Source organism: Novosphingobium sp. P6W (assembly GCF_000876675.2).
In the GTDB taxonomy this organism is placed as follows: Bacteria; Pseudomonadota; Alphaproteobacteria; order Sphingomonadales; family Sphingomonadaceae; genus Novosphingobium.
This window is the reverse complement of sequence record NZ_CP030352.1, coordinates 2,613,539-2,629,091: the sequence shown is the minus strand read 5'-3', so window position 1 is coordinate 2,629,091 and position 15,553 is coordinate 2,613,539. Positions and strand designations below refer to the sequence as shown.

Here is a 15,553-nt window from a genome sequence, read left to right as displayed (position 1 = left end):
GAAAATAGGTGACGAAATGCGCCGAGGCAGCGACGAGCCGTGGAGAAATGTTGCAGGCGGAAATAATTCAATGGCGGATCGGTGCGAACCGCGCGTCCCGCGTCAGGGCATTGAAAGGGCACGCAGTCTAAAGAGGAGGCGCGCCTTTTCGCAGTCCTGCGCGGGGATCAGGTCAACGGCACTGGATATCGCCCTTGTCGATCTCGCGGCCGAGCGCGCCTCCCAGGACGCCCCCCAGGATCGTGCCGATCGTGCGGTCGCCGTTGCCGGCGATCTGGTTACCGGCCAGCGCGCCCACACCGGCGCCGATGATGAGGCCGGTCGTGCCGTTGTCGCGCTTGCAGTAATAACGGCCGTCATTGCCGCGCCAGACCCGCGAATTGCGGTCGATCCGGCGCGGCTCCGAATAACGGCCACGCGAATCGTAGACATTGCGGCGGCGGTCATCACGGCGATAATCCTTGCGGTTGTCGCGGCGATCCCAGCGGTCGTTACGTCCATCACGGTCGCGGTCGTTCCAGCGCGGCGGATCGGCCATCGCGGGAGTAAGGGGGAGGGCGGTGGCGGTGAAGGCCAAGGCGGCCAGCGCCAGCAGGGACTTCTTCATTTCCTGTTTCTCCTGCGATATTCAGGTATTTGAATGCTGCGGCCGATCATGGGCGGCTTTGACGAACCGGTGATGAACTGCGTGCACAAATGTACGTGACGCAGGACATACCGGCCTTTACCTGCGATGAAACGCGCAAAGTGATCATGGGCTGCGGGAAGGTACGTAAATGTTGCTCGATCTGGTGGACGTATTCGGTTCGGGCCCGCTGAGCGGCAATCCGCTGGCGGTGGTGCGCGGGGAAGAAGGGCTGGACGATGCAGCCATGCTGCGATTGACGCGGTGGCTGGGTTATTCGGAAACCACGTTCCTGTTGCCGCCCGAGCATCCCGATGCCGATTACCGCGTGCGTATCTTCTATCCGGCGGGCGAACTGCCGTTTGCCGGTCACCCGACACTGGGCAGTGCCCATGCCTGGCTGGCGGCAGGCGGCGTTCCAAGGCAGGCGGGCCGCGTGATGCAGGAATGCGGCATCGGTCTCGTCGAAGTGCGCGAGGATGAGGAGCGGCTGGCCTTCCGCGCGCCGCCGCTGATTCGTTCCGGCCCGCTGGACGATGCCGACCGCGCCGAGGCCGCACGGCAGGCCGGTGTGGATGAGGCGCAGATACTCGCCGCCGTCCACGCTGCCAATGGTCCGGGCTGGCGGCTGCTGCATCTCTCTTCGGCAGAGGCAGTGCTGGCGGCAACGCCCGTTTCCCATGTTCCCTTGGATACGAATGTGGCGCTGCTGGGCGCCATTGCGCCGGGCGGCGCAGCGCAGTTCGAGGTGCGTGCCTTCTTCGCCGATCCCGCCGGCAAGCTGGTTGAGGACCCGGTAACCGGCAGCCTCAACGCGGCCGTGGCGCAGTACCTCTTCGCCAGCGGACAGGCGCAGGGCAGCTATGTCGCCGCGCAGGGCCGGAAGGTGGGCGCCGACGGTCTGGTCCACTGCTCGCAAGCGGCGGACGGGGAGGTATGGATCGCCGGCCGGGTGGAGACGGTCTCCACCGGCGGCGTCCTGTTCCCGAAAGGTTAGGCTTTTTCCAAAGGGTTAGGCTGGCTTTTTCGGCAGGGCGATCTCGGCTGTGCCGGTGCACATCGTCGTGCCCTTCTGGTTCTTCATCAGGTGCTTGACGTGGACGAGGGCGCGCCCGTCCGCATCGACCGACTTGTCGACCACTTCGGCGGTCTGGATCGTCACGTCGCCGGTCAGCGCGGGGCCGCGGTAGTTGGCGAGCGAGTGGACCACCATGCCATGCTCACCCGCCCAGCCTGAGAGGTAGTCTGTCACCCATGAGCCCATCGAGGCGCCGTAACCATAGCCGCGCGGCATGCCGATCCGCCGCGCGAATTTGGGGAACAGGTGACCGCGCGAAGGGCCGTAATAGGCGCCGTCGGTGAGGAAGGGATTGACCTTGAGCATGTCCGGGTCGTTCTCGTAGCCGGCCATTTCGGGGGTGAAGCCCAGCCCTTCGAGATCCTGCTTGCGCAAATCGATCGCGCCCCAGGTGTTGACGATATAGGCGCGCCATTCGGTAGCGAAGCTGGCGATCGAGTGCGGGCCGAAGACGCGTTCGGGAAGCTGGTCGCCCACCGCCACGTCGTCCCACCAGCGTTCCTTGTGGCCCAGGTCATGCAGCATCTGCACCCAGGAGAAGCGGCGCTCCTCCATCGCTTCCACTTCGGCGTCGGTCCATTCCGGCTCGTCGAAGTCGTCCGTCTTGACCTTGTCGCCGCCGGCAGATGCGCGGTAGCGGATCGAGGTTGAGCGCTGGCGGGCGATCTGCTCGCCGTCCTGGTTGGAATAGTTGTTGTCGCCGCGCTGGAAGCAAGTGGGGCCGAAGCCGGTCTGCTTGACGGTGTAGTCAAAGGGAACGCGGGTATTGGTGACCACGTCGCCCGGCTTGATGCGGGGGCCGAAGAACCACCATTCGTCGCCGCCGAACAGGAGGTGCGAATTGTCGATCCGGCCCACACAGGCCGGCGCGGCGCCGTGGCCGTCGTCGGTCGCGATGGCGAAGCTCTGCGGGGCGACAAGGGCGGCCCAGCGACTGGCCTGCGCGGTTGCCGGATCGAAATGGACGAGGTTGGGATAATGCATCGCATGGACCCAGCGGCGGATGTCGTTGGGAGCGATTTCCTCGCGCAGGGGCGAGAAATCCATGGGCTTGCCCAGGTACTGGTCGATGTCGGAGCAGTCGAAATCTTGATCGCTCATTTCAGGGTCTTTCCCGTGATTTTCAGTATTGGCGCTGGCCGGTGGCATCGGCGGCCTTGAAGACGGCAATCGGCTCGATCGCCTTGAGCATCACCAGCGGGATCACCCGCGTGGTGGCTTTCTGGTAATTGCCGTAGAAGGGGTGGCAAAAGGTCATGAAGTCCCAGACCTTTTCACGCTCCGCGCCTTCGGGCTCGCGCCAGGTTGCGCGGAAAGCCTGGGTGGCGACCTGAAATTCCACCGTTTCGGCCTCGCGCACGTTGAGATACCAGGCCGGGTGATGGTCGGCACCGCCCTTGGACGCGCAGATCACCACTTCGCCGCCGATGTCGGCGTAGCAAAGCGGGGTGATGAAGACCTTGCCGCTTTTGCGCCCGGTGTACTTGACCAGGCAATGCGTCGCGAAGGAGCGGCCGCCTACCGGCGTGATGTCCATGATGTGGCCCTGCGCACCTCCGGATTCGAGGTACATGTCGCGGTGCTCGGTGATCCAGTCCTTGCGAGTATCGCGGATCGCGGCTGACGTGTCGTCGCTCATGGCGTTTTCCTCTCCTGCCGAAGCGAAGAGCACGATGGCCGATAGGGGGCGCGGGCGTCTAATCCTGAATAGATACGCGGCCGAGTGATCGCCCCAGCGGTCCGGCGTCAGTCTGCTGCGACATCCTTTTCCGGGGGAAAGGCTATGTGCGCCATCAGGTTGTCCACAAAGGCTTCGTGCTGGGCTTTCGTTGCCTTGGCCGGGCGCAGGAGGATATCGGTGCGGTAACCGGTGACGGCGGAGACGGTGAACTGGGTGAGCCGCGCCGCCTCGTCAGCATCGAAGCGCGTAGAGAAGAAGCGGGTAATGGCGCTGCGCATCTTCACCGGGCCGCGCTCGTAGAACATTTCCTTGATCTCGGGGAAGCGTTCGCCCTCACTCACCACAAGGCGGTAGAGCAGCACCGAGTTCACGTTCAGCAGGCAATCCAGGAACCGCATGCAAGCGCGCCGCATGGCCGGGGGCGAGAAGGTCTGCCCCGTCAGCACTTCGTCGATATCGCGCGAGAACGTGCCGATGTGCATGTCGATGACGGCGGAAAACAGGTCTTCCTTGGAGGAAAAGTGCGCCCATAAAGTCGCCTTGGAACCGCCAAGCGCGTCGGCAATTGCGGACATGGTGGTGGCCGCATAGCCATGTTCCAGAAACAAAAGCGTGGCAATGCGCACGATCTCCGCGCGTTTGCGTGCTTTGTTGAGCTCTCGTTTTCCGATCATTTCCGTCATAGGCGTACCATGCAGTACACTTTTTGTTTGACAGGTTCAACCCGCATCTCGATAAATGTGTACCGATGAGTACGCATATGAACCCGCGATTCGCGGCAGCGTCGCTGCTGGCGATTACACTTTCCCTCGGGGCCTGCACGGCGCCTGATCTGGGCCCGCGTCCGCAATTGACGCCGCCAGGCGGGCTGGAGGCTGGCCAGTCACTGACCAGCAACAGTCCCGCCTTGCGCGATTGGCCGCGAGAGCGCTGGTGGACTGCCTATGGCGATCCCCAGCTTGACGCCCTGGTGGAGGAAGCGCTGGCCGGATCGCCCAGCGTCGCTGCAGCCCAGGCCCGCATTCGCCAGGCGCGCGGTGCAGCCGGGGTTGCCGGTGCCGCATTGCTCCCCACGCTGGGCGGGCAGGGCTCTGCGGGTTTCACCAAGCAGTCCTACAACAACGGCGTGCCCGCCGAATTCGTTCCCAAGGGCTGGAACAGCACCGGTACGCTGGCGCTCTCGGGCGACTTCGACCTCGACTTGTGGGGCGCGAACCGTAAGGCCCTCGCCGCTGCGACGTCTGAAGCCGAAGCCGTCGAAGCCGACGCCCGGCAGGCCGAGCTGATGATTTCCAGCAACGTGGTCTCCTCCTATTTTGACCTCGCCCGACTGGTCGAACGCGGCAAGGCGCTGGCCGATGCCAACAAGGCGCGCGGCTCTTTCGTCGACCTGACCGGTCAGCGCGAACGGGAGGGTATAGACAATCAGGCGCCGATGCGCCGTGCGGAAGCAGCGGCTGCCACTGCGCGCGCCGCATTCTCTGCCAATGAAGAACAGACCCTGCTTCGCCGGCACGCGCTTGCCGCGCTGCTCGGCAAAGGCCCCGACCGTGGACTGGCGATCACCCCCCCAGCCATCGCCACGGTTCCCGAGGTGGGAATTCCCACCGATGCGGGCATCGCGCTCGCAGGCCGCCGTCCCGACATCGTCGCGGCGCGCCTGCGAGCCGAGGCGGCCGGCGCCCGGATCGATCAGGCCAAGGCTGCTTACATGCCCAACATCAGCCTGCGCGGTCTGTTCGGCTTGACGTCGCTGGGCCTGTCCAACCTGATCGACAGCGGTTCGACCTACGGAAACGGCATTGGCGCGCTCAGTCTGCCGATCTTCCAGGGTGGACGCCTGAAAGGCCAGTTCACGCAGGCGCGCGGCGGCTATGACGCTGCCGTCGCCAATTATAACGACACCGTGGTGGGCGCGTTGCAGGAAGTCGCCGATGCGCTTGCCAGCCGCGATGCCGCCGCCGGTCAGGAGCGCGACGCGGCGGAAGCGGCGCGGACCTCGCAGGTCGGCTACGACTTGTCGATGCAGCGCTTTCGCGGCGGCCTGTCCAACTATCTCGATGCACTGACCGCCCAGACCGATGCTCTGCAGGCGCGCGAAGCCGCGATCGATGCCCATTTCCGTACCCTCGCCCTGGAAGTCGCGCTGCAACGCGCGCTGGGCGGCGGGTTCGCAGACAATTCCAGTGAGAAGGCTCCCGACAATGACTGATGGCGTGCAGGACCAGAAGAACGGTTCCGGCCCGGATGCTGGTGAAAGCGTGATCGAGAAGAAGAACCGCAAGCCGCTGTTGATCGGCGTTGCGGTGGCGGTCGTGGCGGTTGCCGCGATCTACTTCCTCTATGACGAGTTCATCGGCAGCCGCTCGGTCTCGACCGACAACGCCTATGTCGGGGGTGAGAGCGCGGAAGTGACCCCGCTGACCGCCGGCCAGATCGCCGAAGTGCTGGTCACCGATACCCAGCCGGTGCGCAAGGGCCAGATCCTGATGCGCCTCGACGACAAGGACCAGCGCATAACACTCGCCCAGGCCGAGGCGCAGGTGGAATACGCTACCCGCCGTTACGGCCAGTCTCTGGCGAACGAAAACGCGCTGGGCGCAGCGGCAGATGCCAGCGCCACCCAGATCGCTTCGGCGATCGCCAAGCAGGCATCGGCGCAGGCCACGCTTGCCAAGGCCCAGGAAGATTTCCGCCGCCGCAACGCACTCGCCGGCGGCGGCGCCGTTTCGGCAGAGGAACTGACCTCCGCCCGCCAGGCCCTGGCTTCGGCCCAGGCTGCGGGACAGGAAGCGCGCGCAGCGGTGGCTCAGGCCCGTGCCAGCGCCAACAGCTCACGCCGTCAGGAAGAAGCCGCCCGCGCGCTGACCAAGGGGACCAGCACTGAAACCGCGCCGGAAATCCTGCTCGCCAAGGCCCAGCTCGCCACGGCAAAGCTGGCGATGGAGCGCACCGTGATCCGCGCCCCGATCGACGGCATCATCGCCAAGCGCTCGGTGCAGGTCGGCCAGAAGATCGAGACGGGCACTGTCGCGATGATGATCGTGCCGGTGAACGCGCTCTACGTCGACGCCAACTTCAAGGAAGATCAGCTCGGCAAGGTCCGTTCGGGCCAGCCGGCCACCGTGGTCTCCGATTTCTACGGCGACGACGTGGAATTCCACGGCAAGGTCGTCGGCTTCGCAGGCGGCACCGGGGCGGCGTTCTCGCTGATCCCGGCGCAGAACGCGACCGGCAACTGGATCAAGGTGGTGCAGCGCCTGCCGGTGCGCATCGAACTCGATCCCAAGGAGCTGAAGGAGCATCCGCTGCGGATCGGCCTGTCGATGGAAGCCAAGATCGACCTGACGAGTAAGGACTGATGGCAGGCGCTGCATCAGCGGCGGGGGCTGCCCCGAAGGCCGGCGGAGGCGCCCCGGCGCAGCCGCTGACCGGGGCCAAGCTGGTCCTTGCGGGCCTCGTGCTGGCCATGGCGAACTTCGTCGTCGTTCTCGACACGACGATCGCCAACGTTTCGGTTCCGCATATCGCGGGCGGCCTGGCGGTTTCCGTATCGAGCGGGACCTGGGTCATTACCTCCTATGCCGTCGCCGAAGCGATCTGCGTGCCGCTCACCGGCTGGCTTTCCAACCGTTTCGGCACTTTGCGCGTCTTCATGCTGTCGCTGATCGGGTTCGGTCTGTTCTCGACCCTGTGCGGCCTTTCGAACTCGCTTTCCATGCTGGTCGTGTTCCGTTTGGGACAGGGCTTTTGCGGCGGTCCGCTGATGCCGCTGACGCAGACGCTGCTGCTGCGCATCTTCCCCAAGGAAATGCACCCCAAGGCGATGGCGATGTGGGCGATGACCGTCGTCACCGCGCCGATCGCGGGGCCGATCCTGGGCGGCTACATCTCCGACAACTGGTCGTGGGAATGGATCTTTTTCATCAACGTGCCGATCGTCGCACTGATCTTCTTCGGGGTGTTCACCCTGCTGCGCGGCGCGGAAACGCCGGTACAGAAGCTGCCGATCGACAAGATCGGCCTGCTGCTGCTGGTGATATGGGTCGGCGCGTTCCAGATGATGCTGGATCTGGGCCGGGACGAGGACTGGTTCTCATCGGGCAGAATCGTGGTGCTGGCCTGTATCGCGGTGGTGGCCTTTGCCGCTTTCGTGATCTGGGAACTGACCGAAGACCACCCGATCGTCGACATCAGCGTGTTCAGGCATCGAGGCTTCTCGGCCGCCACACTTTCGCTGACGATCGCCTTCGGCACCTACTTCGCCTCGATCGTCATCATCCCGCAGTGGCTCCAGACCTCGATGGGCTACACCGCGACGGAGGCGGGCCGGGCCATGGCCTTCAGCGGCGTGCTGGCGGTTGTCGCCTCGCCCTTCGTGCCCAAGCTCATGCAGCGTTTCGACCCCCGGCTCATCGTCTTCGCAGGGGTAACGTGGATTGGCATCTGTGCGCTGATGCGCATGACATGGTCGACCGAGATCACCTTCTGGACGATCGCCACGCCGCAGCTTCTGCAGGGCATTGGCGTCTCGCTGATGATCGTGCCGCTGACCACCATCAGCCTGAGTTCGGTCCTGCCGAGGGAAACCGCCTCGGCGGCGGGCATCGCCAACTTCGGGCGAACGCTGGCGGGCGCGGTGGCCACGGCGATCGTGTCGACGATCTGGAGCGACATGTCGCGCGAACGCTCCGCCGAGATCGCGGGTACGCTCAACGGTGCCGGCGCGGTCTCGCAAAGTCTTCAGGACAGGGGCTTCTCTGCCGAGCAGGCACGCGGGACGATCGCGCAGCTGGTGGAGAACCAGGGTACCGCCGTCGCCACCGGGCATCTTTTCGGCATCTGCGCAGTGGCCCTGTTCCTTGCCGCGCTGACGATCTGGCTGGCCCCGCGTCCGCCCAAGAACGTCAAACCCGCCTCGGGGCACTGACACAGTGCACTTACGGGGCGCCTTCGGGTCGCACCAAAGGCAAAGCAGCGTTCCGGCCGGACGGAAGGACAGGCAGCCCCCCAAGCCTCTCGCCTTTCCGTCCGGTCGGCACACCGGCCGGTCGCTTGCGCCTCTTGCGCCGGCGGCCGGCCGCTTCCATCCTTGGCCGATGACAGAAGATGGTTTCCCAGACCCACGCCGCCAGGCTCCCGCCACAGAGCGCAACCGCGACCCGATTCTCTCGGTCCTGCGCGAGGTACTGCCGCTTTCGGGCCGGGTCCTAGAAGTCGCGGGCGGGACCGGCGAACATGCCGTTCATTTCGCCGCCGCGCTGCCCGACCTGCTCTGGCAGCCAAGCGATCCCGATCCGCAAGCCCGCGCCTCGATCGCGGCGTGGCGCGGGGATGCGGGGCTGTCCAATCTTCTTGAGCCCATTGCCCTCGATGCCGCTGCCGACTGGCCCGACATGGGCGCGGAGGCGGTGGTGTGCATCAACATGATCCACATCAGCCCATGGGCGGCGACCGAGGGATTGATGGCGGGCGCGGCCAAAGTTCTCGGCTCCGGCCATCCGCTGGTGCTCTACGGCCCGTACCGGCGCGGTGAGCGTATGCTGGAGCCAGGCAATGCCGCATTCGATGAGGACCTGAAGCGCCGCGATCCGGACTGGGGCCTACGCAGCGTGGAGGACGTGCGAGCGTGCGCGCTGGACCATGGGCTGGCGTTCGACCAGTTGGTCGAGATGCCGGCCAACAACCTGATGCTGGTCTTCAGGAAGCGCTGAAGCTGCGGCGCGAAAGCCGAGGCAGGACCAGCGCCTGGCCCACCGCGCGGGCGGCGAACAGCACCGCGAAAGCGGCCCACAAGCCATGGTTGCCCAAGGGCCGCAATCCCGCCAGCAGCGCAAGATAAAGCGCCATGGCCGCCGCCATCGTCCCCAGCATTGCGCGAGTCCAGCCCGCCCCCACGAACACGCCGTCGAGCACGAACGAGACGACACCCAGCAGCGGCAGGAGTGCCAGCCAGACGGCATAGTCGCGGGTCGCCGAGATCACTTGCGGATCGGTGCTGAAAGCGGCGGCAAGCCATGCGCCGCCAAGCGCGTAGAGGCATGATACCGCGAGTCCGGTCAGCCCGCCCCAGACCAGCGCGGCGCGCACGGCGGCGTTGAAGCGGCTGCGGGCGCCGGCGCCCAGTGCCTCGCCGCAGAGCACCTGGGCCGCGCTGTCGAAGCCGTCGAGGAGCAGGGTGGCGAGCATGAAAAGCTGGAACAGGATGCCGTTCGCGGCCAGCGTCACCGGCCCGGCCTGCGCTCCGCTACGCGCGAAGATCAGCAGCGCCGCGGTCAGCAGCAGGGTGCGGGCGAAGAGGTCGCGGTTGAGGGCGAACAACTGCATCAGGTCGGCGCGGGCCCATGTCGCCCGGTGGGCAATTGCCGCCAGCGCCTCGCGCGCGGTACCTTCGCGCACCACGACTGCGGCGAGCAGCGCGAACTTGAGAGTTTCGGAACTGACCGTCGCGGCGGCCACACCGGCCACGCCCCAATGCGCCACCAGCACAAGCAGCAGGTCCAGCGCGATGTGGACGAGGTTGGCGGCGATCTCGACATAAAGAACATAGCGGACCTTGCGGTGCCCGATCAGCCACCCCACCAGCACGCAGTTGGCCAGCCAGATCGGCCCGGCCCAATAGCGGATCGCAACATAAGTCTGGGCGTCTTCGCGCAGAGGCCCGGTGGCGCCCAGCAGATCGAGCCCGATGGATATCGTCCAGGGCATGGCGAGCAACACCAGCGCACCGATTGCCATTGCCACGGTCATGGCGCGGGCAAGGGTCTGGCCCTGTACCGGCCCGCCGCCGCGTCCGCTGCCCTGTGCGGTCAGGGCTACGGTGCTGGTGCGCAGGAAGTTGAAGACGTTGAGAAGGCCCAGCATGAACTTGGCCCCCAGTTCCACCGCGCCTTGGGCCGGGGCATCGCCGAGGCGGCCGATCGCCCACATGTCGGCCAGCCCGAACAGCGCTGTCGCCACGTTGGTCAGCATCGCCGGCAAGGCGATGGACCAGAGCTGGCGGGCGGTGTCGCTTCGGGTCACTGCGGCGTCCAGGTTCGCTCGGGGAGGCAGGGTTCTATCGGGGGTGCTGGAGGATCGCAATTGTACGGAACTGCCCGAATCGGCTTTGCGGGCTTCGCAGTTGCGGAATACTTTTGCGCAAACCAGGCCAAAGCGCAAATTTACGAGGGTAAAAGTTTGCTGACCGCGCGAACAGGGCTTGCGTAGTAGGCTGATTTAGGGGAGATTGGTTGTGTCGAAGGCAGTTTCAGGTCTTTGCTGCAACTGCGAGAAATCGGCGCGCCGGAGTGATTACTCATCCCCGGCGCGCTCTCTCCCAACACCGGTAAGGTTACAAGAACCTTTCACCGGCCACCCTGCATCAGAAAATCGCCTTGGCCAAGCAAGAATTGCAATTCTTGCTGCGCAGCATGTAAATTTTTTCGTGACACTTTTGCGGGGCTCGTCCGTGCCTTGCGTCATTGCTCGTCCAGAACGGAAGCCCGGCATGGGAGGCAGCAACTTTGCCGCCTCCCCCTTGGACGTCCTTCACCAAACCAGCGGAAGGTGCTCCGGGCCGATCACGCCGCCGGGACGGTACTCGATCTCGGTGCCGGGTTTCACGGCGAATTTGGGGATGCGCTTCAGCCATTCCTGCAGTCCGATCTTCACTTCCAGCCGCGCGAGGTGGGCGCCCATGCAGCTGTGGACGCCGACGGTGAAGGCGAGGATGGTTTTGCGCGGCCGGTCGAAATCTACCTCCTTTGGGTTCGGGAAAACATCCGGGTCGAAGTTGCAGGCGGGTAATATGAAGGTGACGCGGTCGCCCTTCTTCATCTGTACGCCGCGCATCTCGTAGTCCTTGTCGAGCACGCGGCCCGAGAAGGTCACCGACCATCGGCGCAGCAGTTCCTCGACGATCTTGTCGATATCGTCCGGCCGGGCGTGGATTTCCTCCAGCTTGGCCGGGTTCTGCGCAAGGTAGAGCCAGATGTTGTTCATCGTCGCGAACACGGTGTCTAGGCCGCCGATAAACAGGAAGCAGACGAAGCCGAAAATCTCCTTGTCCGACAAGGGCACCCCGTCCGGCGCGGCATGGGCGATGCGGCTGACGACGCCGTCGTCGGGATTGGCCTTCTTTTCCTCGATCGCGCTTTTCAGGTAGGCGGTGATCTTGCCCATTTGTTCGGCCATGATCGCCCGGTCGTTGGAATGCAGCAGCTTCACCGCCCAGTCGACGAATTCGTCCCGCATGTCCTGCGGCAGGCCCATGATGTCGAGGAAGACCGAGACGGGCAGCGGGCGGCCATAATCCTCGGTGTATTCGCACGTCTCTCCGGCGGCGACTTTGGCCTCGATGGAATCGATCAGGTCATTGGCGCGTTGGCGGATTTGCCCTTCCAGTTTGAGCACGCCCTGGGGGCTGAACACCGGGTCGACGATATTGCGGTACTTGCGGTGGTGGGGCGGATCGATCTCGATCGGGATGAAGTAGAAATAGTCGTTGGGATCGCGCGGGAAGGGGGTAGCGCCCTCGTTCGAGAAGACGTCCGGGTGACGCAGGCCGAACAGCGCATCCTCGTGCTTGATGAGGTGCCACATGTTGCCCATCGGACTGACGTCGTAATAGATCGGCGGCTGCTTTTCATGCATCGCGGCCATGAAGTCATGCGGGTTCGCCAGGAAGTCCGGGCCAAAGGTAAGGCCGGACTGGCGGATCAGTTCGGGGGGGACGTGGGCTGGCACCTGGTCCATGCCGACATGGCGCGGGAACACGGGCGGGACGGGGTTGGCGGCGTCGATGGGCATGGTTGTTCCTTCTCTTTCCGGGCCGGTCAGAACTGGTGTTCGGGCATATGAACGACCATGCCGTCGAGCGCCTCGGTGACCACCAACTGGCACGACAGGCGGCTGTTTGGCTTCACCTCGGCCGCTGCGGATTCGAGCAGTTCGGCCTCTGCTTCGGACGAAGGGCCGCCGGCCGCATCGGTCCATTCCTCGTCGACGTAGCAATGGCACGTCGCGCAGGAGAGGCCGCCGCCGCATTCGCCAGTTATGCCTTCGATGCCATTGTAGAGCGCGCCGCGCATGACGTTCTCGCCAACCGCGATATCGACCTCAACCGCCGTGCCGGTGTGATCGACGTATGTGATCTTTGCCATGGTTCCTCTCGCTTTCCTTGCCTAGTTCCCTTAAGATGAGAACAGTGTTCTCAAAGTTGTACTCCGAGGTGGGTCGGCAAGTCAATCACGAGACGAGACGGGACGGCGCGTGCCGGACGCGCGGGCACGAGGCGCGCGTTTTGCATGCGTGCAGGCTGGACCGGCGGGCGATCACGGCCTAGCGGGGGAGCAATGCCGACGACTTATCCGCCTCTATTCGCGCTGCCCGAAATTCCTGCCGGAACTTCCGGGGATGCGGCGGACCGCACGCTGGTGCTCATCCGCGCCGCTTACGACCTGCTCGACGAAGCAGGGCTGGAGGGGCTGACGATCCGTGCCGTGCTGGCGCGTGCGGGCCTCGCGCGGCGGGCTTTCTACGAGCGGTTCCAGAGCAAGGACGATCTCGTGCTGGCGGTGTTCGACCAGTCGCTGCGCGCCGCCGCGCTGCAATTCCGCGAGATCACCGCGCGCTGCGCCGGCCCGGTGGAGGCATTGCAGGCGATCGTTACCGGGATCGTCGTCGGGCAGCTTGGACAGGACCGGATGGGCGCCAACCGGCGCGGGGCGGCGCTCAGCCGCGAGCATCTTCGTCTGGCGCAAACCCGGCCGTCTGAATTGAATTCGGCGCTCGAACCACTGCTGGACGTGATGGCCGGTCATGTTGCGCTGGGAATGGGGCAGGGGGTGTTCCGCGCGGCGGATTCGCAGCTCCAGGCGCGGCTGATCTACAACCTCGTCTCGACCACGGTGCACACCGTCCTGCTTGCAGAAGAAGGCGGCGCGGCCGATCCCGCAGAGCGTGAGGGACTGGCCGAGGACCTGTGGGAATTCTGCCGCCGCGCGATACAGTCCTGACGACGAGGTCCGCCGCCTTCAGGCCTTATCAGGCGGCCTGGCACTGCGCCGCGGCGATCGCCAGTGGCGGCTCGGCGCGGCCGAACAGGAAGCCTTGTCCCTGGGTGCAGCCTTCCTCGCGCAGGTAATCGCGGTCGATCTCATGCTCGATGCCCTCGGCCGTGACCGTCAGTCCCAGACTGCGGCCCAGGCCGATGACGGCGCGGATCACGGCGCGCGAACTCGCCTCCTGGTGCAGGTTGAGGATGAACGACTTGTCGATCTTGATCTTGGTGAACGGGTAGTTGAGCAAATAGCTCAGCGAGGAATAGCCAGTGCCGAAATCATCCAGAGAGATGCCGATGCCGAAGGCGCGCAAGTTGCGGATGATGGCGGCCGGACGCGGCCCCTTTTCCATCAGCACCGCCTCAGTGATCTCAAGCTCCAGCCGCTCGGCGGCGAGGCCCGAGGTGGACAGGGCGTTGATGACCGTGCTCAGCAGGTTGCCGTTGCGGAACTGAAGCGGCGACACGTTCACAGCGACGCGCACATGGGCGGGCCAGCGCATCGCCTCTGCGCAGGCACTGCCCAGCACGAAACGGCCGATCGGATCGATCAGGCCCATCTCCTCGGCCAGCGGCACAAAGACGTCGGGCGGCACTGCCCCGCGTTCCGGATGGTTCCAGCGCAGCAGCGCCTCGTAACATTCGACCGCGCCGGTTTGGAGGTCGACGATCGGCTGGTAATGGACTTCGAGAGATCCCTGGCGGACTGCTGCGCGCAGGTCTTTCTCCAGCCGGTTCTTCTCCTGCGCGGCCGCGTCCATGCCTGCTTCGAAGCCCCGGCAGGTTCCGCGCCGCTCACCCTTGGCGGCGTAGAGCGCAAGGTCCGCATAACGCATCAGCGTCTCGGCTTCGCGGGTGTCGTATGGAGATGAGGCGAAGCCGATGGTGGCGCCGATATGGATCATGTGACCCTGCACGAAGAACGGCTCCGACAAGGTGGTGATGATCGACTTGGCGACCAGTTCGGCCTGGGTTAGGCTGGAGCGGCGGAAGATCACCGCGAACTCGTCTCCGCCGACCCGGCACAGCAGGGCATCTGGCGGGATCAGTTCGCGCATGCGCATCGCAGTCTCGGTCAGTACGACATCGCCGAAATGGTGGCCGTACGTATCGTTGACCGGCTTGAAATGGTCGAGGTCCACCAGCGCGAAGGTGATGGTTTCGGTGGAGCCGGCATGGTCCAGCAGGTCGCGCAGGTGTTCGCGGCAGTGGGCGCGGTTGGCGAGGCCGGTCAGTTCGTCGTGCCGCGCCATGTGGGCCATGCGCTGCTCGATGCGGCGGCGCTCGGTGACGTCGAAGATCGAGACAATGGTGCCGGCATGGTCTTCCAGCCCGGAGAGGCGGGTGGAGATTGCCGTGTCGACGCAGGTGCCGTCCCTGCGCACCATCTGCCAGCAGTCATTGGCGTCGGAATTATCGGTGGCGAGCAGTTCGGCGGCATCGGGCCATAGGCTTGCAGGAAACAGGTCGTGTGCAGGCAGGCCGTCCATTTCGCCGGGACGATAGCCAAGCAGGGCATAGGCTGCCTCGTTGGCGGCGCGGACGCGGCCGGTTTCCTGATCGTAGACCAGCATCGGAAGGGGGTTGAGTTCGAACAGCAGACGGAAGGTTTCTTCCTTCTGCTTGAGGTCGGTGATGTCGACTCGGATGCCGATCGTGCCGCCGCCCTCTATGCGGCGCTCCTCGATCATGATGCAGCGCCCGTTCGACAGGCGCTGTTCGTGGCGGCGCCCCGGCTGGTGCAACTGGGCGATGCGGCTGGCCAGCCACTGTTCTTCCTGTCCCATCGCTTCGGGATAGTCGCCGCGCTCGATGCCGATGCGCAAGGCATCGGCCAGCCTAACGCCGGGTTTCAGCAGGTCGGCGGACTTCTCGTAGATTTCGGCGTAGCGCTCGTTCCACAGGATATAGCGGTCTTCCTCGTCGAGGAAGACGATGCCCTGGGGTATCGCCTCGATCGCTTCGCGAAGGCGCTTTTCGGCGAGTGAGGCAGCCTGCAGCGCGGTGTCGAGCGAGGGCATGGCCTCGTCATCGCCAATCGCGCCGGACTTCACCGCTTCCGCCTTTTCGTTATCAAGCCCCAAATACACGCAGATCCCCATCCGGTTTGGCCCAAGCTAGGGGCAA

At 65.0% G+C, this 15,553-nt stretch carries 14 protein-coding genes; 6 read left to right on the top strand and 8 right to left on the bottom strand.

The annotated features are described in order from the left end of the window. Positions 1 to 172: 172 nt before the first annotated feature. On the bottom strand, positions 173 to 607 hold the full coding sequence (locus TQ38_RS12705; protein ID WP_043970882.1) for a glycine zipper 2TM domain-containing protein: 435 nt from the start codon (positions 605 to 607) through the stop codon (positions 173 to 175). 169 nt (positions 608 to 776) lie between these two features. Here TQ38_RS12705 and TQ38_RS12700 point away from each other — a divergent pair, with 169 nt between their 5' ends. After that, entirely contained in the window at positions 777 to 1,622 is an 846-nt protein-coding gene (locus TQ38_RS12700; protein WP_043970881.1) for a PhzF family phenazine biosynthesis protein, read from the top strand. A 15-nt stretch (positions 1,623 to 1,637) separates the two neighbouring features. On the opposite strand, the gene TQ38_RS12695 is transcribed toward TQ38_RS12700, so the two are convergent. The 3 genes from TQ38_RS12695 to TQ38_RS12685 form a co-directional block, all read right to left on the bottom strand. Further along, positions 1,638 to 2,804: a MaoC family dehydratase N-terminal domain-containing protein gene (locus TQ38_RS12695; protein ID WP_043970880.1), complete on the bottom strand. Its 1,167-nt coding sequence runs from the start codon at positions 2,802 to 2,804 to the stop codon at positions 1,638 to 1,640. A gap of 22 nt (positions 2,805 to 2,826) precedes the next feature. Then, positions 2,827 to 3,342 carry a nitroreductase/quinone reductase family protein gene (locus TQ38_RS12690; protein WP_043970879.1) on the bottom strand — a complete coding sequence of 172 codons (516 nt, stop codon included), beginning with the start codon at positions 3,340 to 3,342 and terminating at the stop codon, positions 2,827 to 2,829. A gap of 107 nt (positions 3,343 to 3,449) precedes the next feature. Continuing rightward, the gene (locus TQ38_RS12685; RefSeq protein ID WP_043970878.1) at positions 3,450 to 4,067 is read right to left on the bottom strand and encodes a TetR/AcrR family transcriptional regulator; all 618 of its coding nucleotides are present in this window, start codon (positions 4,065 to 4,067) and stop codon (positions 3,450 to 3,452) included. Between the two features lie 77 nt (positions 4,068 to 4,144). Between TQ38_RS12685 and TQ38_RS12680 the strand changes: the two genes are divergently transcribed. From TQ38_RS12680 to TQ38_RS12665, 4 genes are all read left to right on the top strand, one after another. Next, complete coding sequence (locus tag TQ38_RS12680; protein ID WP_240197881.1) at positions 4,145 to 5,596, top strand: efflux transporter outer membrane subunit; 1,452 nt, start codon at positions 4,145 to 4,147, stop codon at positions 5,594 to 5,596. Beyond that, positions 5,589 to 6,746, top strand: a complete 1,158-nt coding sequence (locus tag TQ38_RS12675; RefSeq protein WP_043970876.1) for an HlyD family secretion protein — start codon at positions 5,589 to 5,591, stop codon at positions 6,744 to 6,746. Before TQ38_RS12680 ends, TQ38_RS12675 begins: the two co-directional genes overlap by 8 nt. After that, a complete protein-coding gene (locus tag TQ38_RS12670) occupies positions 6,746 to 8,314 on the top strand; it encodes a DHA2 family efflux MFS transporter permease subunit (RefSeq protein ID WP_043970875.1) in 1,569 nt (522 codons plus the stop codon). The genes TQ38_RS12675 and TQ38_RS12670 overlap by 1 nt, the downstream gene beginning before the upstream one ends. A 169-nt stretch (positions 8,315 to 8,483) precedes the next feature. Continuing rightward, positions 8,484 to 9,098, top strand: coding sequence for a DUF938 domain-containing protein (locus TQ38_RS12665; RefSeq protein WP_043970874.1), 615 nt, complete (start codon positions 8,484 to 8,486; stop codon positions 9,096 to 9,098). On the opposite strand, the gene TQ38_RS12660 is transcribed toward TQ38_RS12665, so the two are convergent. From TQ38_RS12660 to TQ38_RS12650, 3 genes are all read right to left on the bottom strand, one after another. Continuing rightward, positions 9,085 to 10,407: an MATE family efflux transporter gene (locus TQ38_RS12660; protein ID WP_240197880.1), complete on the bottom strand. Its 1,323-nt coding sequence runs from the start codon at positions 10,405 to 10,407 to the stop codon at positions 9,085 to 9,087. The genes TQ38_RS12665 and TQ38_RS12660 overlap by 14 nt on opposite strands. A 507-nt stretch (positions 10,408 to 10,914) precedes the next feature. Further along, positions 10,915 to 12,174: a cytochrome P450 gene (locus tag TQ38_RS12655; RefSeq protein WP_043970873.1), complete on the bottom strand. Its 1,260-nt coding sequence runs from the start codon at positions 12,172 to 12,174 to the stop codon at positions 10,915 to 10,917. Positions 12,175 to 12,200: 26 nt separating this feature from the next. After that, a complete protein-coding gene (locus tag TQ38_RS12650; protein WP_043970872.1) occupies positions 12,201 to 12,527 on the bottom strand; it encodes a 2Fe-2S iron-sulfur cluster-binding protein in 327 nt (108 codons plus the stop codon). Between the two features lie 192 nt (positions 12,528 to 12,719). Between TQ38_RS12650 and TQ38_RS12645 the strand changes: the two genes are divergently transcribed. After that, on the top strand, positions 12,720 to 13,382 hold the full coding sequence (locus TQ38_RS12645; protein ID WP_043970871.1) for a TetR/AcrR family transcriptional regulator: 663 nt from the start codon (positions 12,720 to 12,722) through the stop codon (positions 13,380 to 13,382). A gap of 28 nt (positions 13,383 to 13,410) precedes the next feature. Here the strand turns inward: TQ38_RS12645 and TQ38_RS12640 are convergent, their stop codons facing one another. Next, complete coding sequence (locus TQ38_RS12640; RefSeq protein ID WP_240197879.1) at positions 13,411 to 15,516, bottom strand: bifunctional diguanylate cyclase/phosphodiesterase; 2,106 nt, start codon at positions 15,514 to 15,516, stop codon at positions 13,411 to 13,413. Between the last annotated feature and the right edge of the window lie 37 nt (positions 15,517 to 15,553).